Source organism: Micromonospora sp. NPDC000207 (assembly GCF_040300925.1).
Classification (GTDB): domain Bacteria; phylum Actinomycetota; class Actinomycetes; order Mycobacteriales; family Micromonosporaceae; genus Micromonospora.
Map to the genome: position 1 here is coordinate 12,984 of NZ_JBEPEQ010000042.1, position 25,306 is coordinate 38,289.

Consider the following 25,306-nt stretch of genomic DNA (forward strand, 5'->3'; position numbering starts at 1 on the left):
TACGCCGATATCTGGTCGGTCTTCGGCGGTGGCGGGTCGAGGGCGGTCAGGTCGAGGCGGACGTTACCTGGGTCACCGGTTAGAGTTGAGTGGAATACGCTCAACTCTCGTGTCGTCCTAGTCGTCGGACACGCCGATCCGGGGGAGCCTCATGAACACGGAACGTCTCACCACCAAGAGCCGCGAGAGCATCACCGGTGCCGTCGCCCTGGCCAACCAGCGCGGACACGCCACCGTGGAGTCCTGGCACCTGCTCGCCTCCCTGCTGGACACCGAGGGGTCCACCGCCGCCGGCCTGCTGCGCGCCGTCGGGGCCGACCCCGCCGAGCTGCGCCGGGTCACCCAGCGGGCGGTCGACGCCCTGCCCGCCGCGCGCGGGTCGAGCATCGCCGAGCCCACCCTGGCCCGCGAGTTCGTCAACGCCATCGGCGCCGCCGAGCAGATCGCCAGGCCCCTCGGCGACGAGTACACCTCCACCGAGCACCTGCTCGCCGGCCTGGCCCGGGTCGGTGGCGCGGTCTCGGTGGCGCTGAAGAAGGCCGGGGCCACCGAGGAGAACCTGGTGGCCGCCTTCCCGACCGTCAGGGGTGGCGACCGGCGGGTGACCAGCGCCGACCCGGAGCAGAACTACCAGGCCCTGACCAAGTACGGGGTGGACCTGACCGCCAGCGCCCGGGACGGCAAGATCGACCCGGTGATCGGCCGGGACTCCGAGATCCGCCGGGTCATCCAGGTGTTGTCGCGGCGTACCAAGAACAACCCGGTCCTGATCGGCGAGCCCGGGGTCGGCAAGACCGCGATCGTCGAGGGGCTGGCCCAGCGGATCGTCGCCGGGGACGTCCCCGAGTCGCTGCGGGACAAGAAGCTGGTCTCGCTCGACCTCGGGGCGATGGTGGCCGGCGCGCAGTACCGGGGGCAGTTCGAGGAGCGGCTCAAGTCCGTCCTGGAAGAGATCAAGGGCTCGAACGGCCAGGTCATCACCTTCCTCGACGAGCTGCACACCGTGGTCGGCGCGGGCAAGGGCGAGGGCTCGATGGACGCCGGGAACATGCTCAAGCCGATGCTGGCCCGGGGTGAGCTGCGGATGGTCGGTGCGACCACCCTCGACGAGTACCGCGAGCACATCGAGAAGGACCCGGCCCTGGAGCGACGCTTCCAACCGGTGCTCGTCGGCGAGCCGACGATCGAGGACACCATCGGCATCCTGCGCGGCCTCAAGGAGCGGTACGAGGTGCACCACGGCGTACGGATCACCGACGCCGCCCTGGTCGCCGCCGCCGGACTCTCCGACAGGTACATCACCGACCGGTTCCTGCCGGACAAGGCGATCGACCTGGTCGACGAGTCCGCCTCCCGGCTCCGGATGGAGATCGACTCCCGGCCGGTGGAGGTGGACGAGATCGAGCGGGCGGTCCGCCGACTGGAGATCGAGGAGATGGCGTTGGCGAAGGAGCCGGACGCCGCCTCCGCCGAGCGGCTGGAACGGCTCCGCAAGGAATTGGCCGACAAGCGCGAGCAGCTCACCGCCCTCTCCGACAGGTGGCAGCTGGAGAAGGGGCACATCACCAAGCTCTCCACCGCCAAGGAGGAGCTGGAACGGCTCGGCGGCGAGGCCGAGCGGGCCGAGCGTGACGGCGAGTTGGAGCGCGCCGCCGAGCTGCGGTACGGCCGGATCCCGGCGCTCAAGGCCGAACTCGCCACCGCCGAGGAGGAGCTGGCCCGGCTCCAGGCCGACGGTGCCATGCTCAAGGAGGAGGTGGGGGCGGACGACATCGCCGCTGTGGTCGCCTCCTGGACCGGTATCCCCGCCGGTCGGCTCCTGGAGGGCGAGACCGCCAAGCTGCTGCGGATGGAGGAGTCCCTGCGGGAACGGGTGGTCGGTCAGGCCGAGGCGGTCGGTGCCGTCTCCGACGCGGTCCGTCGGGCTCGGGCCGGGATCGCCGACCCGGACCGCCCGACCGGCAGCTTCCTCTTCCTCGGCCCGACCGGGGTCGGGAAGACCGAGCTGGCGAAGGCCCTCGCCGGGTTCCTCTTCGACGACGAACGGGCCATGGTCCGCATCGACATGAGCGAGTACGGCGAGAAGCACTCCGTCGCCCGGCTGGTCGGTGCCCCGCCCGGTTACGTCGGGTACGAGGAGGGTGGACAGCTCACCGAGGCGGTCCGCCGCCGTCCGTACTCGGTGATCCTGCTCGACGAGGTGGAGAAGGCCCACCCGGACGTCTTCGACCTGCTGTTGCAGGTGCTCGACGACGGTCGACTCACCGACGGCCAGGGGCGGACCGTCGACTTCCGCAACGCGATCCTGATCCTCACCTCCAACCTCGGGTCCTCGGTGATCAGCGACCTGACCCTCGCCGAGGAGCAGCGCCGGGAGGGGGTCCTCGCGGTGGTCCGGTCGCACTTCAAGCCGGAGTTCCTGAACCGTCTCGACGACATCGTGGTCTTCGCCACCCTCCAGGGCGAGGAGCTGCGGGCCATCGTCGACATCCAGCTCGACCGGCTGCGCAGCCGCCTCGCGGACCGCCGGTTGGAGCTGGAGGTCACCGACGCGGCCCGGACCTGGCTCGCCGAGCACGGGTTCGACCCGATCTACGGGGCCCGTCCGCTGCGTCGGCTGGTCCAGTCGGCGATCGGTGACCAGCTCGCCAGGGCTCTGCTGGCCGGCGAGATCCGGGACGGGAACACTGTCGGCGTCGATCTCGCCGACGACAAGGACGGCCTGTCGGTCGTCGCGGGCTGACCGCAGGGCGTACCTCGGGTGTCGCCGCCTCCGTCGGACCGGACGGGGGCGGCGACACCGCGCAATCCGGATTTGTCGCCCCCGACGGGACGAAGTGCGATACGCATGTATGCATGCGAATCCAGCGGATCGATCACCTGGTGCTCACAGTGGCGGATCTCGACCGGACTGTCGACTTCTACACCCGTGGGCTGGGCATGCGGGCGGAGGCGTTCGACGAGGGGCGCCGGGCGCTCGCCTTCGGCGGACAGAAGATCAACGTGTACGCGTCGGGGCACGAGCCGGACCCGAAGGCGGGCCGACCGACCCCGGGGAGCGGGGACCTGTGTCTGGTCACCGACACACCCCTGACCGAGGTGCAGGAACACCTGCGCGGTGCGGGTATCGCCGTCGAGGCCGGACCGATCCGTCGTACCGGGGCGATGGGGCCGATGACCAGCCTCTACGTCCGAGACCCGGACGACAACCTGATCGAGATCGCCAGCTACCGCCGGGAGCCCGTCGCAGGCTGAGCCGGTCACCGGGGGCCGCCCCGGCCGGACCCGTCGGCAGGTCCGGCTGATCGGACCTGCCGGTGCCGGAGGTCCGGCCGTACCGTCATGGCCGTGATCGATTCCGTTGAGGACGGTGAGGCGGGACCGGACCCGTCGGCCCCGCCCCCGCGACCACCCCGACCCCTGTCGGTGACCGTCGCGTCCTGGCTGCAACTGGTCGCGGCCGGGCTCCTGGTCGTCCTGGTCGGCCTGATGATCTGGCACGCGGTCGACTGGAACACCAAGATCGACCAGACGGTGCGGCTGGTCCCGGAGGCCGACCCCGACGAGGTACGCGGCGAGCGGACCTGGAACGTCGTCGGGACCGTCCTGCCCGGCGCGTTCGGGCTGATCCTGGCCGCCTGGATCGCGGGCACCGCCCCGGGGGTACGCCGGGGCAAACCCCTCGCCCGGACCCTGTTCCTGGTCGCCGCCGGATTCCAGGCGCTGCTCTACTGCGGGCCGCTGCTCGGCGGAGCCGTCCTGACGCTCTTCTTCGTCGGTTTCCTGTTCGGCTTCGGCGAGCCCTGGGAGGAGTCGCCCGAGGGCGTGGCGGGGGACCCGTCGGTCGACGACCAGGTGTGGGCGGAGTCGAGGTTCGCGGAGGTCCTCTACAGCAGTCCGGATCCGTTGGGTGCGGTCCTCGGCCCGCTCCTCGCCCTGGTCCTCCTGCTCGTGGCCGTCCTGACCGTGGCCGTCGTCCTGCTCCTGACGGTGCCCCCGGCGGGGCGGTTCTTCGGTACCACCCGGACCCCCGCACCCCCGGTCGCCCATCCGGTCCGGCCCGGGTACCCGTTCCCCGGCTCCGGCCTCCCGTACCACCCCGGCTCCGGCTTTCCGCACCACCTCCGGCCCGGCCCCGGCCCGGTCGTACCGTCGGGGTACCGGATCTGCCCCGACCCCACACTGCACCTCCCCGCACCGCCGCACGGGCCGCCCGAGGGGCCGGGCGAGGCGACACCGCGTACCTGAGTGATTACTCGGAACCTGGGTGTTTCTCCTGCTGGCGCCGGGTTGTTACCGTCACCGCCGGTGCACCTGGGGAGGTGGTCGCAAATGAACGGTTCCGTAGCGTATTTGCTGACGGCGGCGGGATGCCTTGTCGCAGTGGCCGGTGTGGTCGTCGCGGTCGTCGCGCTGCAGAAGTCCAAGCAGAAGCAGAAGTCTGCACAGTGGGCGGGGGCCGACCCGTTCCGCGACCGCGACTCCGACGCGCTGCGCGGCGACCCGCGCAGGCTCCGCCCCGGGGACGTCGTCGAGGTGCGAGGCGTCTCGTACTCCGTCCGAGGCTCGATCCACCTCGTCGAGGGCAGCTGGAGCTGGGCCGAGCACCTGCTCGACGACGCCCAGGGCGTCAAGCGGTGGATCTCGGTCGAGGAGGACCCCGACCTGGAGCTGGTGCTCTGGGCGGCGGTACCGGCCGAGGGGATCACCCCGGGTGCGCCGACGATCGACTTCGGTGGCGTCCGGTACACGTGGGAGGAGACCGGCCAGGCCCGGTTCACCGCTGTCGGGAGCACCGGCCTGGACCCGAACGGCACCATGCGCTACCACGACTACCGGGGACCCGGCCCGGCGCGGCTCTCCTTCGAGGCGTACGGCGCCGCCTGGGAGGCGGCCCAGGGCGAGCTGCTGCACCGGGGCGAGGTCATGATCTACCCGCAGGGGGATCCCGGGAAGGTGGGCTGAGGCGTGCTGGTCACCCTCGACACGCCCTACGTGGACACCCGGGCAGCCGACCTCAGCCTCGCCGTCGGTGACCCCGAGCGACCCGCCCTGCACGTGCTCGACCTGACCCTGCCCGGCCCGGTCGAGCTGCGGTTGCGGCTACTCGGCGCCTCCCACCAGGTCATCATGCGCAGTGCCGGGGGCGAGCTGAGCGAGACGGTGGCCTGTCTGCCCGGACGGTCGCAGCTGCCGCCGGTGGCGTACGACGAGGCGGCCGGGCACCGGTTCACCGCGTCGGTGCTCCGGCTCGACCCGGACGCCTTCACCGCGCGGGTGACCGAACTGCGCGACACGCTCGCCGGTGACCCGTACGCCCTGGTGGGGGTCTTCGGGTCCGACCTCGACGCGGTGACCGCGTTGGCAGTACGCCCCGAACCGACGGACGGGGCGGTCGGGTGGCGCACCTGGCACGCGTACCCGCAGACCGGTGAGTTGGTCCTGACCGAGACGGTGGTGGCACTGCGATGACGTACCGGCGTTGGTTCGTGATGGGGGTGGCCGTCGCCATGGTCGGCGCGCTGGTCGCCGGGTTCTCCCTGTTCTTCGGCAACTTCTCGGCACGCGGGTTCGTCGAGGACCGGTACGCGAGGGCGGCGAGCCGGGACATCGGTCGGGACGCGCTGGCGTACACCTCGAACCGGCCGCCCAGTCAGGTCGCCAAGGAGGTCACCGACGCCTGGCGTCCGGCCGACCAGTACGTCGACGGCAGCGGGGTCTACCTGCGCTACGACAACGACTCGGTGGTGATCCTGCCGATCGCCGCCGGTTCGGTGATCCTGCTGGAGCGGATGAGGACCGCCTACCCGCGCTACCACTCGACGGTGGGTGGGGGCTGGGGTTGGGGCGGCACCAGCGGCAGCACCGTACGGGGCGGCGGCCCCGGCAGCGGCAAGTGAGCTCGGCAAGACCCACGACACCCTCACCCTGGAGCCCCCTGTGCAGAACCTCCTCAACGACCTGCTGGTCGTGCTGGCCTACGGCGCGGTCGGTACGGTGCTGATGGCCATCGGCTACGTGCTCGTCGACGTGGCCACCCCCGGCCGACTCAACGAGCTGATCTGGACCCACCGCAACCGCAACGCCGCCGTCCTGCTCGCCTCGAACCTGCTCGGGGTCGGGACGATCGTGGTCGCCGCGATCGTGGCCAGCTCGCACGACTTCGCGCTCGGCATCATCGGTGCCAGCGCGTACGGCCTCCTCGGTCTGGTCATCATGTCGGTGTCGTTCCTGTTGCTGGACGCGGCGACCCCGGGCAAGCTCGGAGCGATCCTGGTCGACCCGGAGCCGCACCCTGCGGTCTGGGTCTCGGCGACAGTGCACCTCGCCGTCGGTGCGATCGTCGCAGCCGCGATCATCTGATGGCGGCGAAGCGGCCCCACCCCTCGGGTGGTCGGCCCCGGCACGGGGGGCGTCAGCCCCGGCAGGCGGGTGGTCAGCCCCGGCAGCCGGGTGCGTGGACCTCGCCGCAGCCGTCCTCCGGGGGTAAGCAGACGGCGACGCAGGCGGTAGTCCTGTGGACCGTCCTGGCCGGGGTGGTGGTGGGCTGCTGCGTACTGGGCATGATCAACCGGGACGACGGTTCGACAGTCGTGCCGCCACCGGCCGACGTCGAGAGCTCGGCCACCGTACCGATCCTGGCTCGGGCCGCCGAGCAGCACGGGATCTGCTACGGCTGGAAGCTCGTCGACGGGAGCCGTACCGTCAGCGTCGGCTCCAACCTGGGCGAGGGTCGGGCCGCCGACGAGGGTGGCGACTGCCCGCGCTGGGTGGTGGTCGAGGCCGCCGTCGACTACACCCCGTCCAGCAGCGAGCGTTCCGACTCGGCGAGCGTACGGGTCCTCGCCTCACCGACCCTCGACGACCTTCGGGTGTCGTCACTGCGGGCCGGACTGACCCGGTTCGGGCTGAGCCCTGACGTCTTCGTCGACGACCCCGGCTGGGCGGTTACCCGGGCGGCGACGATGCTGCCGCTGCTGGTCGCCGAGACCGGCCTGGTCGAGCCGTTGGCCACCACCTCCCCGGTCCCCGCCGAGCAGGTGCCGCCGCTGGCGGGGGCGGGTAACGACCTGTGGCGGGACCGGTGGGGGCAGCTGCTGACGGTGGCGGGCCTGCTGCTGGTGGCGGTCGTCCTGATAGTGGTCGGCCTGGTGCAGCGACACCGGCAACGCCCGCCGAGACAGACGCCTCCGCCGGGATACCGGCCGTCGGGTCCGCCCGGGCAGGTGCCGCCGCCCGGCCAGGGGCCGTACCTTCCGCCGCCGGGGCGTCGATGACTGCGTCGGACGCACCGCAGGTGGTCGAGGAGTCGACGCCACCGCGGCCCTACTGGCGGCTGGCCCGCTCGGCGGTGCTGCTCGCCGTCTTCGTCTGCGCGGCCTGCGGTCTGGTGTACGAGCTGGCCCTCGTCGCCCTCGGCAGCTACCTGGTCGGGGACACCGTCGGCCAGGCGTCGATCGTCCTCGGGGTGATGGTCTTCGCGATGGGCGTCGGGGCGTTGGCGGCCAAGCCCTTCCAGAACCGGGCCGCCGCCGTCTTCGCCGCGATCGAGCTGGCCCTCGCCCTGCTCGGTGGTCTCAGCGTGCTCGGCCTGTACGCCGCGTTCGCCTGGCTCGACCTGTACGGTCCGGCGCTCGTCGCCACCGCCTTCGTCCTCGGCCTGCTGATCGGTGCGGAGATCCCGCTGCTGATGGTGCTGCTGCAACGGATCCGGCAACAGGCAGCCGGGAGCGCTGTCGCCGACCTGTTCGCCGCCGACTACGTCGGGGCGCTGCTCGGCGGACTGGCCTTCCCGTTCCTCCTCCTGCCGCTGTTCGGTCAGCTCAAGGGGGCACTGGTGGTCGGGGCGGTGAACGCGGTGGCCGGGGTTGCCCTGATCTTCACGGTGTTCCGCCGGGAACTGAGCCGCCGGGCCCTGGTGGGCCTCTCCGCCGGCACCGTCGTGGTCTTCCTCTGCCTGGGGTACGCCTGGTTCACCGCGAAGGACTTCGAGGTGACGGCCCGGCAGCAGCTCTACCGCGACCCGGTGGTGCACGCCGAACGAAGCAGATACCAGGAGATCGTGCTGACCCGGTCGGTCGCCGAACCCGGGCGGAACGTCACCGACCTGCGGATGTTCCTCAACGGGGACCTCCAGTTCAGCTCGATCGACGAGTACCGGTACCACGAGTCCCTCGTGCATCCGGCGCTCAACGGAAGCCGGGGCGAGGTGCTGGTCCTCGGTGCCGGGGACGGCCTGGCGGTACGGGAGGCGCTGCGATACCCCGACGTACGCCGGGTGACTGTGGTGGACCTGGACCCGGCGGTGGTCGAGTTGGCCCGCAGCAAGCCGCAGCTGCGTGAGCTCAACGGCGACGCGTTCACCGATCCCCGGGTACGGGTCGTGCACGCCGACGCCTTCACCTGGCTGCGGGACGCCCCGTACCGGTTCGACGCGGTAGTGGTGGATCTTCCCGATCCGAACGAGACGGCGACCGCGAAGCTCTACACAGTCGAGTTCTACACGCTGGTCGGGGCGGTGCTCGCCGACGGCGGGCGGGTCGTGGTGCAGAGCGGTTCGCCGTACTTCGCGCCCCGGTCGTACTGGTCGATCGAGGCGTCGTTGAAGGAGGCCGGGTTCGACAGCGTGCCGTTCCACGTGGACGTACCGTCCTTCGGCAACTGGGGGTTCCACCTCGCCACGGCGGGTGCCGAGCCTCCCCGGTTGGGCCTGCCGGACGATGCGCCAGGTCTGCGCTTCCTCGACGAGGCGACGCTGCGGGCGGCCCAGACCTTTCCGGCCGACAGGGGCCGGGTCGACGTGCCGCCGAACACCCTGCTGAACCCCCGGCTCCTGGAGTACGCCCGCACCGAGTGGCGTGGATACTGATCACTGCGGCGGGTCGTTTGAGCGCTTGCCGTGCTCGGGTGGTGGGTAGTGGCTACGGTGTGTCCTGATCCATGGAGAGGAGTACCGTGGCCGAGCCCCACAACACGCCCGCCCGTACCCGGCCAGGCGTAGTCACCATTTCCAGTTATCTGCTCATCCTGTTCGCCGTCACGCAGATCATCAGCATGATCGCGTCCCTGACCACCATCGGTGGAATCCGGGACGCCTTCGAGGCGGCGTACACCGGACCCGACCCGGAGGTGGGCAGCGCCGTCGCCACCGTGGGCATCGCGGTGGCCATCGGAACCAGCATCTTCCTGGTGCTCCTCGCGGTGGGGCTCTTCGTCCTCGCGATGCTCAACAACCGGGGCAAGAACTGGTCGAGGATCACCACCTGGGTGGTCGGCGGCGTCATGATCTGCTGCACCGGCGGAAACCTGATCAGCGGTGCCGCCGGGATGGGCAACCAGTCCAGCCCGGACCTGGACACCGCCGAGCTGGAGCGTCGGCTGGCCGAGGCGGTGCCCGGTTGGCTCAACGGCCTCACCATCGCGCTGGGCGTGATCGGCCTCCTCGCGCTGATCGGGGCCCTGGTCCTGCTGGCCCTGCCGGCGGCCAACGAGTTCTTCCGCAAGCCGCAGGGTGGCGGCTGGGAGCCGCCGATGCCCGGTTCGTCGTACCCGGGCGGCCAGGGTCAGCCCGGCTACCCGGCGAACCCGGGTTACCCGGCCAACCCCGGCTACCCGCAGACCCCCGGCACTCCCGGCGCCCCCGGCCAGCCGGCCCCGGGTGAGTTCGGGTCCGGCCAGGCGGGTCCGCCGCACTCCGGCCCGCAGCCGGGCGAGCCGCCGGCGTCCGGCACCGAGGGTCACGGCCCGTCCGACCGGCCCTCCTGACCCGGATCCGGTACGCGGGCGACGCCCACCAGGGCATCGGGGGTACGCGCGGAGGCGGAGAGTCGCCACCGGATGACACCTCGCGTCACTGATCCCTCCGATAGGTTGCAGTCCGAGACCTATCGGAGGGATCAGTCGTGTCGTACCCCGATCCGGCAGCCGCCCCGACGGCCCCGACGGCGTCGGCCCCGACGGACCGTCGGCCCGGCACCGTCACGGTGGCCGCGACGGTGCTGCTGGTGATGGCGGTGGCAGCGATCGGGTCCGCTGTCGTCACCCTGGTCGGCCTGCCCGGCATCGTGGACCGGTTCCGGTCGGACGTCGGTACGGCGGCCGGTCCGGACGAGGTCGGCGCGACGGTGACCCTGGTACGCGCCGTCGTCTGGTCCTCGGCACTGCTGACAGTCCTGGTGTCGGTCCTGCTCGTGGGGCTCGCCGTCGGGCTGCGCGCCGGCCGTCCCGGTGCCCGGACTGCGGTCTGGGTCGTCGGTGGCCTGGGACTCGTCGGCGGCTGCTGCTCGGTCGCCGTACTGGCCGGTCAACGTGCCGTGCCGCTGCTCGCCACCCCCGCCGCCCGCCGTCCGTGAGGATTCCGCCCGTGTCGTCAGAGCAGCGCCCGTCGCCGGGGTCGGCCCTGATCACCGGGGCGACGGCCGGCATCGGTGCCGCCTACGCCCGGCGACTCGCTGCGGACGGGTGGGACCTGATCCTGGTGGCCCGGGACGCCGAGCGGCTCGACTCCGTCGCCGCCGACCTGACCGGGCGGCACGGTCGCCGGGTCGAGGTGATCCCCGCCGATCTGTCCACCGAGGACGGTTGTGCGGCGGTGGAGCGTCGGCTCTGCGCCGAGCCGCCGGTGGAGCTGCTGGTCAACAACGCCGGGCACAGCGCCAACCGGTCGTTCGTGCAGTCCACGGCCGAGGTGGAGACCCGGTTGCTGCGGCTCAACGTGCACGCCGTCATGCGATTGAGCCTCGCTGCGCTGCGCCCGATGACGCAACGAGGCCGGGGGGCAGTGATAAATGTCTCTTCCGTCTCGGGTTTCGCGCCGATCATGCCCGGATCGACGTACCCGGCGAGCAAGGCCTGGGTGACCAACTTCAGTGAGTCGATCGGGCAGTCCGTGCGTCCGTTCGGCGTGCGCGTGATGGCCGTCTGCCCCGGCTACACCCGGACGGAATTCCACTCCAGAGCCGGCATCAACACCTCCGGCCTGCCCGGTTGGGCCTGGTTGCAGGCCGACGACGTCGTCGCCGATTCCCTACGTGACCTGCATAAAGGCAAGTTCGTCAGTGTCCCGTCGTGGCGGTACAAGGTGGCCGTCGCCGCGTTGCGGCACGCTCCCCGGGGTCTGTTGCAGGCCGTGACCCGCGACACTCGGGGTCGCCTGCGCCGAGACGCCGCCTGAGGCCCCGGGTCGACGGGGCACGCCGACCCCCGCGCCCGTACAGGCAGACTCCGATCACTCAGAGTGCTCATACATAGCCGACCGTCGGTCGCCCGCTCGGTTGATCCCGGTGGACCCTGCACTCGGCTCCCAGACTTGCGCAGTACCCTCTACCCCCATGGGGGACCACGACGACCTGCGTAAATTCATCACTGACCTGGCTGTCGTGCACGGCCGGGTAGTGCTCTCCTCCGGCCGGGAGGCAGACTGGTACGTCGATCTGCGGCGCGTCACGCTCCATAACCAGGCGGCGCCGTTGGTGGGTCGGGCACTGCTCGACCTGACTGCCGACTGGCAGTACGACGCAGTAGGTGGGCTGACCCTGGGCGCGGATCCGGTCGCGCTCTCGATGTTGCACGCCGCGTCCACGACCGACAGGCCGTTGGACGCGTTCGTGGTTCGCAAGGCAGGCAAGGCGCACGGCCTCCAGCGCCGTATCGAAGGACCCGACGTGGCCGGACGACGGGTTCTTGCGGTGGAGGACACCTCGACGACGGGCGGCAGCGTGCTGACCGCAGTCGAGGCGTTGCGTGAGGCTGGGGCCGAGGTGGTGGGTGTGGCGGTTATTGTTGATCGAGGCGCTGGGGACGCGGTACGAGCCGCGGGACTGCCGTATCGAGCCGCCTACACGTTGGCTGACCTCGGCCTTCTGGCGTAAAAGTCTGCCGATTCGGATCTGCTGATATGCAGGCGGATCGATGCTGCTGGTGGAAGGATGGAATACGTGGGAACTGCGTTGGCTGAAATGACCATGCCTCAGATCTCGCCGCTCGCCGGCGAGCCGATCGAACGTGCCGATGCCGAGCGGCTGGCCGGGGTGCTCAAGGCCCTCGCCGACCCTGCTCGGTTGCGGCTGCTCAGTCTGATCCAGTCGGCTCCGGAGGGAGAGGCGTGCGTCTGCGATCTGACCGCACCCCTCGGCCTCTCGCAGCCGACGGTCAGTCACCACCTGCGTATCCTCACCGAGGCCGGCTTGCTGGAGCGGGAGAAGCGCGGCGTGTGGGCGTACTACCGGCTGGTGCCGTCGGCGATCGCCACGATCGCCGATCTGCTCACCCCGCCGCGGAAGCGGGCCACCAAGAAGGCTCGCTGACGGTGTCCGTCACCCCGGTGACCGGCTGACGCCGGGCACCGGGGCCGGACGCGGCGTCAGCCTGTCGGTGGGTCAGCGGTTGGCCGGCGTCCGGTAGGACGCGGGCGGCTCGTACGTCGACTCCCTGGCCAGGGTCTCGGCGGCCCGGCGCAGGCGGCGCTGTTCGGCGACGAACATCGTGCCGACGACGGCCAGGCCGAGCAGGAAGAGCCCGAGGATCGGCAGCAGGTTGTCACCGGGGGCGGTCATCGTCCGGTCCTCGGTCTGCCACGGCCACAGGGCGCGGAGGCTGCCGAGCAGCGCCCCGGCCATCACGGCCAGGGTCATCCGGCGGTGCTTGTCCAGCAGCCACTGGAGCAGCTTCACGAACGAGGCCAGGCCGATCACCATGCCGGTGCCGAAGACCGCGATGTAGCCGAGGTCCCGCTCGTTGAGGGCGGTGATCGTCGGTTCGTACAGACCCACGGTGAGCAGCAGGAACGACCCGGAGACCCCGGGCATCACCAGCGCGCAGACCGCCACTGCCGCAGCGACCAGCAGGATGAGCGGGTGTGGTGTGAGTTCCGCCTGCGGCAGGCCGGTCAGCAGGAACGCGCCGATCGCGGCAGCGACCAGGGCCACCAGGTGCCCGACGTGCCTCGGGCGGGGGATCATCGACAGCGGCACCATCACCGAGGCCAGGACCAGGCCGAGGAAGAGCCCTCGGGTGTGCTCCGGATACTGCGTCAGCACCGGTTCGAGCAGCTTCGCCGCGAGCAGCAGACCCGGCACCATGCCGAAGAACACCGGCAGCACCACCGACCAGTAGACCTGCCGGAACTGCTCCCCGGCCCGTCCCCAGCCCCGACCGCGAGGGACGTCCGCCACCGCGTAGCGAACCGCGCTCACGACGTGCCCGGCGGAGGCGATGAGCCGCTCGTACACGCCGGTGACCAGCGCGATCGTGCCTCCGCTGATTCCTGGTACGGCCTCGGCCACGCCGATGGCCGCCCCTCGGAAGACATGACCGACCCGTTCACCCAGTGCCATTGAGAATCCGTTCGTTCGTCAGTCCGGCCGGACCGCGGTACGCGGACCGGTCACGTGGCCAACCAGGCTACCGGGGCCCCATCGAGCCCTCGGTGGCCCCGGCCTGCGACGACGTTGGATTTACTGATTCTCGGGTCAGGTGTGGTGGTGGGGGCGATCAGGCGCGGCGGTGCGTGGCGAGCCGGGCCCGAAGGAGTTCGAAGGCGATCGGCAGTACGGAGACCAGCACGATGGCGATCAGGATCGCCTCGATGTTGGCCTTGACGAACGGGATCTGCCCGAGGAAGAAGCCCAGGACCGTGACCCCGGTGCCCCAGAGGACACCCCCGACGACGTTGTAGGTCACGAAGGTCCGGTAGTTCATCCCGGACACCCCGGCCACGATCGGGGTGAACGTCCTGACGATCGGCACGAACCGGGCCAGCACGATCGACCGGGCGCCGTACCGCTCGAAGAAGCCGTGCGCCTTGACCACGTTCTCCTGCTTGAACAGGCGGGAGTCCGGCCGACGGAACAGCGCCGGGCCGACCTTGCGGCCGAAGGCGTACCCCACCTGGTCGCCGGCGATCGCGGCGATGGTGATCAGCAGACAGACAGCCCAGAGCGGGTAGGTGATGTACTGCCCGTCGGCGGTGAGCAGACCGGCGGTGAACAGCAACGAGTCGCCGGGCAGGAAGAACCCGATCAGCAGTCCGGACTCGGCGAAGACGATGGCCAGGATGCCGAGCAGCCCGAAGGTGGAGATCAGGAACTCCGGATCGAGCCAGTCGGGCCCCAGGGCCAGGGTGGTGGGCACGCGACGACCTCCGATGTGCGCCGAACGACAGCGGCTGTCGTACGGCATCGACGACGGCCGACAGTAGTCTAGGCCGTGACCGGTCGCTCACACCCCGCCACCGGGGGCGGGGCGGCGGAACGAACCGTTCAGGCCGCCCTTCCGCAGGTCGTCAGGCCGGGGCAGTCGGTCGGGCCCCGGCGGGCCGTCAGGTGCCGGGGCGGCGACGCCGGGTTGCCAGGAAGGCCCCGGCCCCGGACAGGACGAGCAGCAGCCCGACTCCGACGATGGTGGTGGCCGGGGCACCGGTGATCGGCAGGCCGCCACCCACACCGCCGTCGTCTCCGCCGTCGCCCCCGTCGTTTCCGCCGTCGCCGCCGGTCGCGTCGACGGTGACCTTCGCGACGTCGTTGTCCGGATTCCGGTCCTCCCGGAGCAGTCGGACGTTTCCGGTGTGGCGACCCGCCCGGTCGATGCGGAGCTTGAACACCAGCGCGCCCTCCTGCCCGGCGGAGATCACCCCCAGGTAGTTGCAGTGGTAGTTCCGAGCCCCGGGACCGCCCGGGTCCTCGTCCTGGATGTCGGCGTCGACGCAGCTCTTCGGAGCCTCGACCACAGTCGTGCCCTCGGGTACGGCCAGGTGGAACATCGTGTACTGGCCACCGGGTCCCATGGTGTTCAGCGCTGCCGGACCCTTGTTGGTGATCCCGACGGTGATCGGCACGGTCCGGCCGACCCCGGCGGTGACCCGGGCACCCTTGGCCGCCGCGTCGGCCCGCTGGTCGCCCTCGACGGTGAGGACGATCTCCGTCGTGTCGTTGCCCGGGACGACGTCCGTCTGCTCGCCGCCGGTTGCCCGGAGCCGTGACCGGTCCACTGCGGTCAGCCCCAGGACCCCGTCGGTGCCCTTCTCGCCGATCGTGGTGACCGGTTCGGTCCGCTCCCGCAACGCCGCCCAGTCCGCCGGGGTGAGCCAGCGGGCGGTGCCCTCCTGGGTGTTGGGTGCCCACGCGTCGCGGGGCACCGTGAATCCGAAGTCGTCGGCGACCCCGACGGTCTCCCCGGGGGCCAACCCCCGGTCGAAGGTGCAGACGAACATCACCGGTGTCGTCCAGCGGGGTCCCCTGGTGGCGTACTCGCAGTTGCGGTACCGCTTGGCGGGGGCGAGGCCGTGGTTGCCGACGAAGTAGAGGACGAGCTGCTCCACCGCCCGGTCACCCCGGTTGGTCACTGTGAGCGGGGTGGGGAGGGTGACCCCGGGGCGCCCGGTCAGCTCCACCGGACCCGAGGCGACCAGGTCCACTCCCTCCCCGACGGTGACCGTCGACCGGAGGGTGTGACGCCGCCCGCCCGACTCGGTGACGGTGAAGACCAGCTCGCCCCGCCGGCCCACCTCGGCCGTGTTCCGGGGCGACGCACCCAGGGTCAGCAGGGTCGGGCTCGGCTCTTCGATGTTGGAGACGGTGCAGGTCAGCACGGTGCCGACCGAGTTGCAGGAACTGTCCGGCAGCGCCGACACCTGGGCGAAACCGTCGACTCCGCCGCGTTCCACGGTGACAGTGACGTTCTGGAGGGGGCGGTCGCCGAGCACCGTGAGGTCGATGTGCCGCTGCGGCCCGTCGGGGGCGAGGAACACGCTGTTGGCGTACAGGTCGAATGTCGGCGCGGGCTCGGGGGCCGCCGCCGCAGGCGTGGCGACACCCACCGCCAGGGTGGCCACGCCGAGCCAGACCAGGAGACGGTGGAGCGGACGGACGTGCGGCACGGGACCCTCCGATGAGTGGCGGCTCCCGCATCGTAGGCCCCGCAGAGCGGATCCGGTGGCCCCGACGCGTCGACGTTCGTCGACGGGAAGAATCGACCGGGACCTCGGTCCGGTCGGCGCGGGTTCAGCGGTAGTCGTCCTCGTCGCCGGTGACGAGGAGGGCCTGCTCGGCGGCGTCCCAGTCGCCGACCTCCAGGCCCCGGCGCGGCTCGACCTCGCCGTCCGCCGGGTCGGTCGAGGTCGCCTGCTCGACGACGTCGGCCTCCGGTGCCTCCGGGTCGCGCTCCTCCGGCGTCAGGTGGTCGCTCGGGGTGAAGTCCTCGTCGGGCTGTCCCATCGTCCCTCCCTTGGATAACGGTGGAAAACTACCCACACCGTACGGGGTGCCCGGCCTCCCCGCTCGTCCCGCCGGGTACCCGTCGGTCGATTGCCACCCCTGCGGCGGCCTCACGGTGTCAGGATGAGGCTGTGGGATTCCTGATCCGATTGGCCACCACCGCCGTCGCGTTGTGGGTCACCACCCTGGTCGTACCCGGGGTGGAGGTGAGCGGTCGGTCCGGGGCGAACACCGCGCTCACCCTGCTGGTGGTGGCGTTGATCTTCGGGGTGGTCAACGCGGTCCTCAAGCCCGTCATCCAGGTGGTCGGCTGCGTCTTCTACCTGCTCACCCTCGGCCTGTTCGCGCTCGTGGTAAACGCCCTGCTGTTCCTCCTCACCGACTGGATCGCCGACGCCCTGGACCTGCCGTTCCGGGTGGACGGCTTCTGGCCGGCGTTCTGGGGGGCGATAGTGGTGGCGGTGGTCAGCTGGTTGATCAGCATCGTCCTGCCTGACAACCTGGACCGTCGGTAGGCCGGTGAGCCGGTCGAGGCGGCTGTGGTTCGGGGCGGTTGTGCCGCTGTCCGGCTGCTACGGGATACTTGCGGCGGTGGACAGTGCGGTCCGGCGGACCAACGGAAGACAGCGGCCAACCGGCCGACAGCGGTAAGTAAGGAGCGTTCGACATGCCCATCGCTTCCCCCGAGGTCTACGCGGAGATGCTGGACCGCGCCAAGGCCGGCCGGTTCGCGTACCCCGCGATCAACGTCACCTCCTCGCAGACCCTGAACGCCGCCCTCAAGGGCTTCGCCGACGCCGAGAGCGACGGCATCATCCAGGTCTCCACCGGTGGCGCGGAATACCTCTCCGGCCCGACCGTCAAGGACATGGTCTCCGGCGCGGTGGCCTTCGCGGCGTACGCCCGCGAGGTGGCCAAGAACTACCCGGTGAACATCGCCCTGCACACCGACCACTGTCCCAAGGACAAGCTGGAGAAGTTCGTCCGCCCGCTGATGGCCATCTCCAAGGAGCGGGTCGCCCGGGGCGAGGACCCGCTCTACCAGTCGCACATGTGGGACGGCTCCGCCGTACCCGTCGCCGAGAACCTGGAGATCGCCTCCGAGCTGCTCGACCGGGCCGCCGAGGGCAAGATCGTCCTGGAGATCGAGGTCGGCGTGGTCGGTGGTGAGGAGGACGGCGTCGAGAACGCCATCAACGACAAGCTCTACACCACCGTCGAGGACGGCCTGGCCATGGTCGACGCGCTCGGCCTCGGTGAGAAGGGCCGCTACATGGCGGCGCTGACCTTCGGCAACGTGCACGGCGTCTACAAGCCGGGCAACGTGAAGCTCCGGCCGGAGATCCTCAACCAGATCCAGGAGGCGGTCGGCGCCAAGTACGGCAAGGACAAGCCGCTGAGCCTGGTCTTCCACGGCGGCTCCGGCTCGCTGCTGGAGGAGATCCGGGAGGCGCTGGACTACGGCGTGGTGAAGATGAACATCGACACCGACACGCAGTACGCCTTCACCCGCCCGGTCGCCGACCACATGTTCCGTAACTACGACGGCGTGCTCAAGATCGACGGCGAGGTCGGCAACAAGAAGCAGTACGACCCGCGTACCTGGGGCAAGCTCGCCGAGGCCGGCCTGGCCGCCCGGGTCGTCGAGGCCTGCGAGCACCTGCGCTCCACCGGCACCAAGCTCAAGTGAACTGAACCGCCCGCAGGGCCCCCGCTCCGCCCGTCCGGGCAGCGAGAGGGGGCCCTTTCGGGCAGCGCCACACCTAGTGGTGACGGGTCAGGATGCCCACCGCCTCGTGCACGTCGTCGGTGAGGTGGACCGTCTTCGCCAGGTCACCGAAGGGCGAACCGGCAAGCAGGGGCCGCAGCAACGCCTCCACCGGCAACTCCTGCGTCCAGTACGTCCGGTCCAGGAAGACGTACGCGCCACTGGCCCCGTCGGTGCCGTAGAAGGTCTTCGTCGCCGCCTGGAACACCTCCTGGACGGTGCCGGCCCGCCCCGGGGCGAAGACGATCCCACCCCGGGCCAGCCGCAGGATGGTGTCCTCCCGGATCGCGTTCGAGAAGTACTTGGCGATCCGCCCGGCGAACAGGTTCGCCGGTTCGTGCCCGTACAGCCAGGTGGGGATGGCCAGTCCACCGCTGCGGGCCCAGTCGACGTCCGGCCCGGCCGCCCGGGGGCGGGGCACCACGGCGCCGTCCGACGCCGGCTCGGCGGGCGCGTCGTCGGGGCCGTACCGCGCCCGGACCGCCAGCGCCGCCGCCGTGTACCGCTCGTGGTCGGCGTAGTCGGGCGCCTCGGCGAGCGTGTCGATCGCCGAGGTCAACTCCTCCACCGGGTACGGGGCGAGGAACGCGCCCAGGTTCGCCGCCTCCATCACCCCCGGGCCGCCCCCGGTGACGATCAGCCGGTCGGCGCGGGCCAGCTCCCACCCCAGCGTGGCGGCCATCCGGTACGGGGCGCTGCCGCGCAGCACCGCGTGCCCGCCCATGATCCCCACCACCGACTGTGGTCCGTGGTTGGCCAACCAGGCGCGGGTGGCGTCGGCCAGGGCGTTGTCCACCCCGTGGTCGTGCAGCCGTTGGGCCAGCGCCTCCTTCACCTCCGGCAGCGCGCCGCCGTGGGCCCGGAAGTGCTCGTAGACCCGGGTGTCGTACATGCCGGCGAAGCCCGCCTCGGCGAACCCGGCGGCCAGCTCCTGCGGGCTGTAGAGATGGGTCGGCTGGGTCGGGTAGGGCAGCTCCGAGAAGGGCGGTACCACGTTCGCACCCCGCCGGAGCAGGTCCGCCCCGACCTCCCGGGACGCGAACCGACAGCCGATGAAGAGGGTGCCGGCGACGTCCACGTCGGTGAGGTCCGGCACCGGATCGAGGTCCAACCGGAGCCCCTGGACGGTGAGCCCGGTGAGGCTGCCGGTGGTGAGCCGATCGTCGAAGGCGACCCGGGTCTCGATCTCGTCGGGGTGGGTGTGCGGCTCGATGACGTCCGCGGGAGGTGGGGTCGGCATCCCGCCATCCTGCCCGAACGGATCAACACCCAACCCCACCCGGGCAACCCCGGCCGACCCCGGACACCCTCCGGCAGCTGCCCCGGAGGGCGACGCGATACAGCCGTTCCGGTGGTCTCAGAGTCCCAACCCCCCTCGCGGAGGCCGACGCGAAGCGGGTTGAATGGGGCGATGCAGAACCTGTTGCCGGAGCCCCCGGCCACCCTCCTTCCCGAGGCTGCCGAGGCGGACGCCGCCCTGGCTGCCGCCGGGCAGACCGCCACCGACGAGGCGTACGCGGAGGTCGCCGCGCGCTTCCCGACCTACAGCGCGGCGTGGGCGGCGCTGGGCGCCCGTGCCCTGGCCGAGGGTCAGGTCGTCGCCGCGTACGCCTACTCGCGGACCGGGTACCACCGTGGTCTGGACCAGCTGCGCCGCAGCGGCTGGAAGGGGCACGGTCCGGTGCCGTGGGCGCATCACCCGAACCGGGGATTCCTGCGCTGCCTCTACGTCCTGTCCCGGGCGGCCGGCGAGATCGGTGAGGCGGACGAGGCCGCCCGGTGCGCCCAGTTTCTGCGGGACTGCGACCCCGCCGCCGGGGACGCCCTCTCCAGCGACTGACGTCGCAGCTGGTCGACCCGGAACCGGCCGTCGTCGGCAGGTTCGTCGTCGGCTCTGATCCGCTGCCGGGGCGGGTACGGCACCCGCCGTACCCGCCCCGCCTCCGGCGGCTACAGCCCTTCGGCCACCGAGGCGGCGATCTTGAGCCAGGCGTCGCGGGTGGCTGCGGAGAGTCCGCCGTACCGGATCGGTTCACCGGAGTCGATGAGCCGTTCGTAGGGCGCGAGCAGCACCGCCCGGGTCCGCGCGGCGAAGTGCTGCTGGATCGCCGGCAGGTCGATCTCCTTGCGCGACGGGGGCATCGACACGACTGTCACCGCCTGCCGGACCAGCCGCTGCCGTCCGCTCTGCTCCAGGTGGTCGAGCATCCGGGCGGCCGTCTCCGCCGAGTCGTTACGGGCCGACATGGTGACCACCAACTGGTCGGTGGCGTCCATCGCGGCCTGCCAGTTGTGCGCCCGGACGTTGTTGCCGGTGTCCACGAAGATCAACTTGTAGAACCGGCTCACCACCTCCCGAAGCTCGCCGAACGCCGCAGCGGTCAGCATCTCGCCCCCGGTGGCCGACTCGTCCGAGGCGAGCACGTCGAACATGCCCTCCCCCTGGGACCTGACGTACTGCGACAGGTCCCCGACCCGGCCCTGCGCCCCCTCGAACTGTCCGAGGTCGCGCAGCAGGTCCCGCACCGTACGGGAGTGGAAGTCCTGCTGGGCGCGCATCCCGAGGGTGCCCTGGGTCTCGTTGTTGTCCCACGCCAACACGTACCCGCCGCGCTTCTGTCCGAAGGTCATGGCGAGCAGCAGGATGGCGACGGTCTTGCCCGCTCCCCCCTTGGGGTTGACCACTGTCACCTGACGTAGTCCGCCGAAGTTGCGTCGGACCATCTCGATGTCCTGTCGCAACTCCTGTTCGTGTCGGCCCGGCGGCAACTTGACCAGACCCGTCTTGTTGATCACCGCTCGGAGACCGACGGTGGCCACCGGATCGGGCGGCCGGAGCTGCCGCCGCCGGGCGAAATCCTCCGCCGTCGGCGGCACGGGCGGCTCCGGTGACCAGGCGGTGGCCGGGTACGCCGACGGGCCGCCGTCCGCCCCGGGGTACGCCGATGGCCCAGCGTCGGCCCCCGGGTACGCCGACGGGCCGCCGCCCGCCCCCGGGTACGACTGCGGCGGCATCGGGTGACCGGAGCCCTGCTGCCACGTCGCCGGGTACCAACCGGCCGGACCCTGGCCCGCTGCCACCGAGGGCACCTGCGGACCCGACACCGGTACCGCCGCCTCCGCCGCCGGGTACGGCCCACCCGCCTCCGGGCTGACCTGCTGTGCCTCCGGCCCTGGAGCGGCCTGCGGAACCACCGGTCCCGGGGTGTGCGCCCCCGGTTCGGGGGCGGCCGGTGGTGCAGTGGGTGTCGTCGGTGCCGTTGCGGGGTCGGCGTGGCCCGGTGCCGGGTGAGGTGCGGCGGGCGGGACCGGGGCGGGCGGCGGGACCGGACCCGACTGGTCGACCCGGGGCGGTGCCGGTACGGGGGGAGCGAACGTCGGGGGTCGTGGCCCCGGGCGGGTCCCCTCCGCCTCGGGCGCAGCCGGATCCGGTCCGGCCGGAATCGGCGGCTGCGGGATCGGGTCGGCGGGGGTCGGCTCGGAAACCGGGGCGGCCGGGGCCGGTGGCTGCGGGGTCGGGGCTGCCGGGATCGGTGGCTGTGGGATCGGGGCGGCTGGCGTCGGTGGCTGTGGGATCGGTGGCTGTGGGATCGGGGCTGCCGGGATCGGGGCGGCTGGCGTCGGTGGGTGTGGGATCGGTGTGGTGGCCTGGTGCGGGAGGCCGCCGCCGCGTACCGGATCGGGGGAGCCCGAACCGGCGACCCGCTGCGGTGGCTGTGCCCAGGGTGACTCCTGCGGTGCCCGTCCACCGCCGTTCGACGGCCCGTGAGCCCCCGGCGGTCGTCCACCACCGGCGGACGGGATGCCTGCCCCCTGCGTGCGTCCGCCGCCCTGCGTGCGTCCGCCGCCCGCAGGCGGGGTGCCGGCCCCTGGCGTGCGTCCGCCGCTCGCGGACGGGTCGTTCGTCACCGGCGGTCGTCCGTTGCCGGTCGACGGGTCGTCGGCGGCCGAGGGCTCGTCGCTGGTGGCCGCGTGTCGCGGTGCGGTCCAGGTCGTCCGTGCCCGCTCGGGCGCGGCCCGGCCGCCGGTCGCCTCCCGGGCCGGGACCGGCTGCGGGGGAACCGGCTGCGGCGCCGGCTGGACCGCCGCCGGCTGGACCGCCGCCGGCTGGACCGGTGTCGGGCGGACTGCCGCTGGCTGGACCGGTGTCGGGCGGACCGGTGTCGGCTGGTCCGTCGTGAACGGGGAGTGCAGGTCGACGGGGGCGTTCACCGCCCACGGCGAGGCGTCGTCGGGCGTCCTCGGCGCCACCGGTGGTGGTGGCTGACTGAGCGACGGGTACGCGTGGTGGTCGACCACCGGGGCGTCGTCGGCGGGCAGGTCTGCCTGGGCTGCCGTCGGACCACCGTGCTCCGGTGGCCAGACCGGCTCGATGTCCCGTTCGGGCACCGGCTGGTGACCAGGTCCACGGACCCGGTCGGCACTGTCGTCGGCCACGGTTCCTCCCCCACTCCTCCTGCCGAGGATAGGCGTCCGTGCGACGCCGGTCCCGTCGGCCGAGGTCGATGCGGACCGACGGGGCGAATCCGCCGGTCCCGTCGGCTGAGGTCGATGCGGACCGATGGGGCGAATCGCCCCGTCGTCGATCCCGACGAACCGTTCAGTTCGTCCAGACCGCCCAGGCGCCCGGCTCGATCCACCAGGAACGTTTGCGGTTCAGTTCACCCTCGACGCCGTCGTCGAGATAGGGGACCCGCTCGTCACGCGGGACGACCGCCACCGCCCGGCCCCGGGCACGGCGCACCTCCAGCCGTACCCGCTTCCTGCCCAACGCGCGTCGGGTGACCACGGGAACGGCCACCGCCACCTCGACCAGCCCGTCCGTCGGGTCGGGGGCGGCCAGCAGGGCCACGTCGTCGAGCCGTGCGTACCCGCCGGCGTTTCCGATCGCGCAGGCCAACAGCCGTTCCTCACCGGAGGCCAGGACGACGTCGTCGACCTCGATCCGGCCCCGGAACGGCATCGGGCGACCGGCGTCGTCGGCGGCCCCGAGCAGTGCCCCGTCCAGTGTCACCGAGCCGCCGTCGTTGCGGAGCAGGTCCAGCCGACGGGCGTCGCCGTCGAGCACCGCCGCGGCGACCTCCGCCGGGTCGCGCGGCAGCCCGAGCTGCGCGGCGAGGTCCCGCTGCGCTCCCACCCGGGCCGGGTCGAGCGGGAGTACGCCCACCGGCGGCAGGTCCGGCACCGTACGGTTGCCCGCCAGGTCGTCGGGGCGTCGGCTGGGTGGCGGGGCGTACCGGCGCACCATCCGGCGCAGCACCGCACGCAACTGCGCGTCACTGGCGGTGGCGACGACGAGGCGGGTCTTGCCGTCCGGATCCGGCCAGGTCAGTCCGTCCGGGCGGGGCGGACCGTCGAGTCGGGCGAGGACAGCGTCGATCTCCGCGTCCGACCGGGCGGTGACCGTCTCCACCCGGGCACCCCGTCGGGTGAGCGCGTCCGCGCAGGTCAGCACGGGTACCCGGGGGGTCTCGCAGCGCTCCCCGGCAGGTTCGCACCCGTCTCCGGTCGCCGGTCCACACCCCTCGCCGGTCGCCGGTCCACTTCCGTCACCGGTGGCCGGTCCGCGCCCGTCGTTCGTCGGCTCTTCACGCCCGTCGTTCGTCGGCTCTTCACGGCCGCCTTCGGTCGCCGAGCCGCAGCAGGAGTCGCCGCTGCCACATCCCCCGGGAGCCCTCCGCTCCGAGTCGAGGGCGAGCAGCACCACGTCGTACACGGTCGGAGCCTCCTGCTTCTCGCCGTGACCCCTGCCGGCCACGTCGTCACAACTTGTTAGCCTGATCCCCCGGGCTCGCCAACCGGTCGCCACCTGGCACCCGAGCCTTCTGGAGGCAGAGAAGATGCCAGCGATCGTGCTCATCGGCGCTCAGTGGGGCGACGAGGGCAAGGGCAAGGTTACCGACCTGCTGGGTGAGCGGGTCGACTACGTCGTGCGCTACTCCGGCGGGAACAACGCCGGGCACACCGTGATCACCCCTGACGGGCAGAAGTACGCCCTTCACCTGATGCCCTCCGGGGCACTCTCCCCCGGGGCGATGATCGTCATCGGCAACGGGGTGGTGGTGGACCCGAAGGTCCTGCTCAGCGAGATCGACGGGCTCGCCGAGCGGGGGGTGGACGTCTCCCGGCTGCGGATCTCCGGTGACGCGCACCTGATCATGCCGCACCACCGGGCGTTGGACCGGGTGGTCGAGCGGTACCTCGGCTCCTCCCGGATCGGCACCACCGGTCGGGGCATCGGCCCCGCGTACGGCGACAAGGTCGCCCGGATGGGCATCCGGCTTCAGGACCTGCTCGACCCGGGCATCCTGCGCAAGAAGCTGGAGCTCGCGCTCCGCGAAAAGAACCAGCTCCTGTTCAAGATCTACAACCGCAAGGCGATCGACGTCGACGCGACGATCGAGGAGTACCTGGAGTACGCCGAGCGACTCAGGCCGTACATCGCGGAGACCCGGGCCATGCTCTGGGACGCCCTCGACCGGGACGAGATCGTCCTGCTGGAAGGCGCCCAGGCCACCATGCTCGACATGGATCACGGCACCTATCCGTTCGTGACCTCGTCGAACCCGACCGCCGGTGGGGCGTGCGTGGGCGCGGGTATCCCGCCGACCGCCATCAACCAGGTCATCGCCGTGAGCAAGGCGTACACGACCCGGGTGGGCTCCGGCCCGTTCCCCACCGAACTGTTCGACGAGAACGGCCAACACCTGCGCGAGGTCGGCCAGGAGTACGGCACCACCACCGGCCGGGAGCGGCGCTGTGGCTGGTTCGACGCGGTGGTCGCCCGGTACGCGTGCCGCCTCAACGGGGTCACCGACCTGGTCATCACCAAGCTGGACGTGCTCACGGGCCTACCCAAGGTGCCGATCTGCATCGGGTACGAGATCAACGGCGAGCGCTTCGACGACATGCCGATGACGCAGACCGACTTCCACCACGCCCGCCCCGTCTACGAGGAGCTCGACGGCTGGTCGGAGGAGATCGGCGAGGCGCGCACCTGGGATGACCTGCCCAAGAACGCCCAGCGCTACATCCAGCGCATCGAGGAGCTCTGCGGCACCCGCATCAGCATCGTCGGCGTAGGCCCCGGCCGCCAGGAAAACGTAACCCTCCACCCCCTCCTCCCCTAACCCCAACCCCCACCCCACCCCCACCCCCACCCCCCGCCAGCTCCCCCTCCGCCTTCCGGCGTTGATCAAGGGATTTGCGTCAACTTCGATCACCGATCTGACGCAAATCCCTTGATCAACAGGGTGGGGTGAGTCCGGCGGGACGGTTGTCCACAGGGTTTTCCACAGGGGGTGAGGGATTTCGGTGGGCGGGGGAT

26 protein-coding genes are annotated in these 25,306 nt (G+C 71.5%); 19 read left to right on the top strand and 7 right to left on the bottom strand.

Annotated elements, in window-relative coordinates:
* The first annotated feature begins 151 nt into the window (after positions 1 to 151).
* The 14 genes from clpB to ABT336_RS12975 all read left to right on the top strand — a co-directional run bounded on the left by clpB (position 152) and on the right by ABT336_RS12975 (position 12,305).
* Positions 152 to 2,743: an ATP-dependent chaperone ClpB gene (gene clpB, locus ABT336_RS12910; RefSeq protein WP_350896730.1), complete on the top strand. Its 2,592-nt coding sequence runs from the start codon at positions 152 to 154 to the stop codon at positions 2,741 to 2,743.
* A 113-nt stretch (positions 2,744 to 2,856) separates the two neighbouring features.
* Complete coding sequence (locus ABT336_RS12915) at positions 2,857 to 3,255, top strand: VOC family protein (RefSeq protein ID WP_350896731.1); 399 nt, start codon at positions 2,857 to 2,859, stop codon at positions 3,253 to 3,255.
* Positions 3,256 to 3,348: 93 nt separating this feature from the next.
* Positions 3,349 to 4,248: a hypothetical protein gene (locus ABT336_RS12920; protein ID WP_350896732.1), complete on the top strand. Its 900-nt coding sequence runs from the start codon at positions 3,349 to 3,351 to the stop codon at positions 4,246 to 4,248.
* An 84-nt stretch (positions 4,249 to 4,332) separates the two neighbouring features.
* Positions 4,333 to 4,965 carry a DUF4178 domain-containing protein gene (locus ABT336_RS12925; RefSeq protein ID WP_350896733.1) on the top strand — a complete coding sequence of 211 codons (633 nt, stop codon included), beginning with the start codon at positions 4,333 to 4,335 and terminating at the stop codon, positions 4,963 to 4,965.
* Between the two features lie 3 nt (positions 4,966 to 4,968).
* On the top strand, positions 4,969 to 5,472 hold the full coding sequence (locus ABT336_RS12930; protein ID WP_350896734.1) for a DUF2617 family protein: 504 nt from the start codon (positions 4,969 to 4,971) through the stop codon (positions 5,470 to 5,472).
* A complete protein-coding gene (locus tag ABT336_RS12935) occupies positions 5,469 to 5,900 on the top strand; it encodes a DUF4247 domain-containing protein (RefSeq protein ID WP_350896735.1) in 432 nt (143 codons plus the stop codon). Before ABT336_RS12930 ends, ABT336_RS12935 begins: the two co-directional genes overlap by 4 nt.
* Positions 5,901 to 5,940: 40 nt before the next feature.
* Positions 5,941 to 6,363: a DUF350 domain-containing protein gene (locus ABT336_RS12940; RefSeq protein WP_350896736.1), complete on the top strand. Its 423-nt coding sequence runs from the start codon at positions 5,941 to 5,943 to the stop codon at positions 6,361 to 6,363.
* Positions 6,363 to 7,277, top strand: coding sequence for a hypothetical protein (locus ABT336_RS12945; protein ID WP_350896737.1), 915 nt, complete (start codon positions 6,363 to 6,365; stop codon positions 7,275 to 7,277). Before ABT336_RS12940 ends, ABT336_RS12945 begins: the two co-directional genes overlap by 1 nt.
* Entirely contained in the window at positions 7,274 to 8,869 is a 1,596-nt protein-coding gene (locus ABT336_RS12950) for a polyamine aminopropyltransferase (RefSeq protein ID WP_350896738.1), read from the top strand. Before ABT336_RS12945 ends, ABT336_RS12950 begins: the two co-directional genes overlap by 4 nt.
* Before the next feature lie 86 nt (positions 8,870 to 8,955).
* Complete coding sequence (locus ABT336_RS12955; RefSeq protein WP_350896739.1) at positions 8,956 to 9,765, top strand: hypothetical protein; 810 nt, start codon at positions 8,956 to 8,958, stop codon at positions 9,763 to 9,765.
* 137 nt (positions 9,766 to 9,902) lie between these two features.
* Positions 9,903 to 10,352, top strand: coding sequence for a hypothetical protein (locus ABT336_RS12960; RefSeq protein ID WP_350896740.1), 450 nt, complete (start codon positions 9,903 to 9,905; stop codon positions 10,350 to 10,352).
* 11 nt (positions 10,353 to 10,363) lie between these two features.
* Entirely contained in the window at positions 10,364 to 11,173 is an 810-nt protein-coding gene (locus tag ABT336_RS12965) for an SDR family NAD(P)-dependent oxidoreductase (protein ID WP_350896741.1), read from the top strand.
* Between the two features lie 157 nt (positions 11,174 to 11,330).
* The gene (pyrE, locus tag ABT336_RS12970; protein WP_350896742.1) at positions 11,331 to 11,870 is read left to right on the top strand and encodes an orotate phosphoribosyltransferase; all 540 of its coding nucleotides are present in this window, start codon (positions 11,331 to 11,333) and stop codon (positions 11,868 to 11,870) included.
* A gap of 57 nt (positions 11,871 to 11,927) precedes the next feature.
* Entirely contained in the window at positions 11,928 to 12,305 is a 378-nt protein-coding gene (locus ABT336_RS12975; RefSeq protein WP_007454255.1) for an ArsR/SmtB family transcription factor, read from the top strand.
* A 72-nt stretch (positions 12,306 to 12,377) separates the two neighbouring features.
* On the opposite strand, the gene ABT336_RS12980 is transcribed toward ABT336_RS12975, so the two are convergent.
* The 4 genes from ABT336_RS12980 to ABT336_RS12995 all read right to left on the bottom strand — a co-directional run bounded on the left by ABT336_RS12980 (position 12,378) and on the right by ABT336_RS12995 (position 16,211).
* A complete protein-coding gene (locus tag ABT336_RS12980; protein ID WP_350896743.1) occupies positions 12,378 to 13,334 on the bottom strand; it encodes a DUF368 domain-containing protein in 957 nt (318 codons plus the stop codon).
* 157 nt (positions 13,335 to 13,491) lie between these two features.
* Positions 13,492 to 14,130 (bottom strand): DedA family protein, encoded by a 639-nt coding sequence (locus ABT336_RS12985; protein WP_350896744.1) that lies wholly within the window; start codon positions 14,128 to 14,130, stop codon positions 13,492 to 13,494.
* Between the two features lie 187 nt (positions 14,131 to 14,317).
* On the bottom strand, positions 14,318 to 15,874 hold the full coding sequence (locus ABT336_RS12990) for a cell wall anchor protein (protein ID WP_350896745.1): 1,557 nt from the start codon (positions 15,872 to 15,874) through the stop codon (positions 14,318 to 14,320).
* Positions 15,875 to 15,998: 124 nt separating this feature from the next.
* Positions 15,999 to 16,211, bottom strand: a complete 213-nt coding sequence (locus tag ABT336_RS12995; protein ID WP_350896746.1) for a hypothetical protein — start codon at positions 16,209 to 16,211, stop codon at positions 15,999 to 16,001.
* A 131-nt stretch (positions 16,212 to 16,342) separates the two neighbouring features.
* On the opposite strand from ABT336_RS12995, the gene ABT336_RS13000 reads away from it, so the two are divergent.
* Together ABT336_RS13000 and fbaA are read left to right on the top strand one after the other, a co-directional pair.
* Positions 16,343 to 16,726, top strand: a complete 384-nt coding sequence (locus ABT336_RS13000) for a phage holin family protein (protein WP_350896747.1) — start codon at positions 16,343 to 16,345, stop codon at positions 16,724 to 16,726.
* A 152-nt stretch (positions 16,727 to 16,878) separates the two neighbouring features.
* Positions 16,879 to 17,901 (top strand): class II fructose-bisphosphate aldolase, encoded by a 1,023-nt coding sequence (gene fbaA, locus ABT336_RS13005; RefSeq protein WP_350896748.1) that lies wholly within the window; start codon positions 16,879 to 16,881, stop codon positions 17,899 to 17,901.
* A 73-nt stretch (positions 17,902 to 17,974) separates the two neighbouring features.
* Here the strand turns inward: fbaA and ABT336_RS13010 are convergent, their stop codons facing one another.
* The gene (locus ABT336_RS13010; protein ID WP_350896749.1) at positions 17,975 to 19,219 is read right to left on the bottom strand and encodes an LOG family protein; all 1,245 of its coding nucleotides are present in this window, start codon (positions 19,217 to 19,219) and stop codon (positions 17,975 to 17,977) included.
* A gap of 171 nt (positions 19,220 to 19,390) precedes the next feature.
* Here ABT336_RS13010 and ABT336_RS13015 point away from each other — a divergent pair, with 171 nt between their 5' ends.
* On the top strand, positions 19,391 to 19,819 hold the full coding sequence (locus tag ABT336_RS13015; RefSeq protein ID WP_350896750.1) for a DUF3151 domain-containing protein: 429 nt from the start codon (positions 19,391 to 19,393) through the stop codon (positions 19,817 to 19,819).
* Between the two features lie 110 nt (positions 19,820 to 19,929).
* Here ABT336_RS13015 and ABT336_RS13020 read toward each other — a convergent pair whose 3' ends face one another.
* Positions 19,930 to 21,783, bottom strand: coding sequence for a MinD/ParA family ATP-binding protein (locus ABT336_RS13020; protein WP_502891171.1), 1,854 nt, complete (start codon positions 21,781 to 21,783; stop codon positions 19,930 to 19,932).
* Positions 21,784 to 21,853: 70 nt separating this feature from the next.
* On the opposite strand from ABT336_RS13020, the gene ABT336_RS13025 reads away from it, so the two are divergent.
* Positions 21,854 to 22,246 (top strand): hypothetical protein, encoded by a 393-nt coding sequence (locus tag ABT336_RS13025; RefSeq protein ID WP_350896762.1) that lies wholly within the window; start codon positions 21,854 to 21,856, stop codon positions 22,244 to 22,246.
* Between the two features lie 333 nt (positions 22,247 to 22,579).
* Here the strand turns inward: ABT336_RS13025 and ABT336_RS13030 are convergent, their stop codons facing one another.
* On the bottom strand, positions 22,580 to 23,695 hold the full coding sequence (locus tag ABT336_RS13030) for a diacylglycerol kinase family protein (RefSeq protein ID WP_350896760.1): 1,116 nt from the start codon (positions 23,693 to 23,695) through the stop codon (positions 22,580 to 22,582).
* 124 nt (positions 23,696 to 23,819) lie between these two features.
* Between ABT336_RS13030 and ABT336_RS13035 the strand changes: the two genes are divergently transcribed.
* The gene (locus tag ABT336_RS13035) at positions 23,820 to 25,109 is read left to right on the top strand and encodes an adenylosuccinate synthase (protein ID WP_350896751.1); all 1,290 of its coding nucleotides are present in this window, start codon (positions 23,820 to 23,822) and stop codon (positions 25,107 to 25,109) included.
* Positions 25,110 to 25,306: the final 197 nt, after the last annotated feature.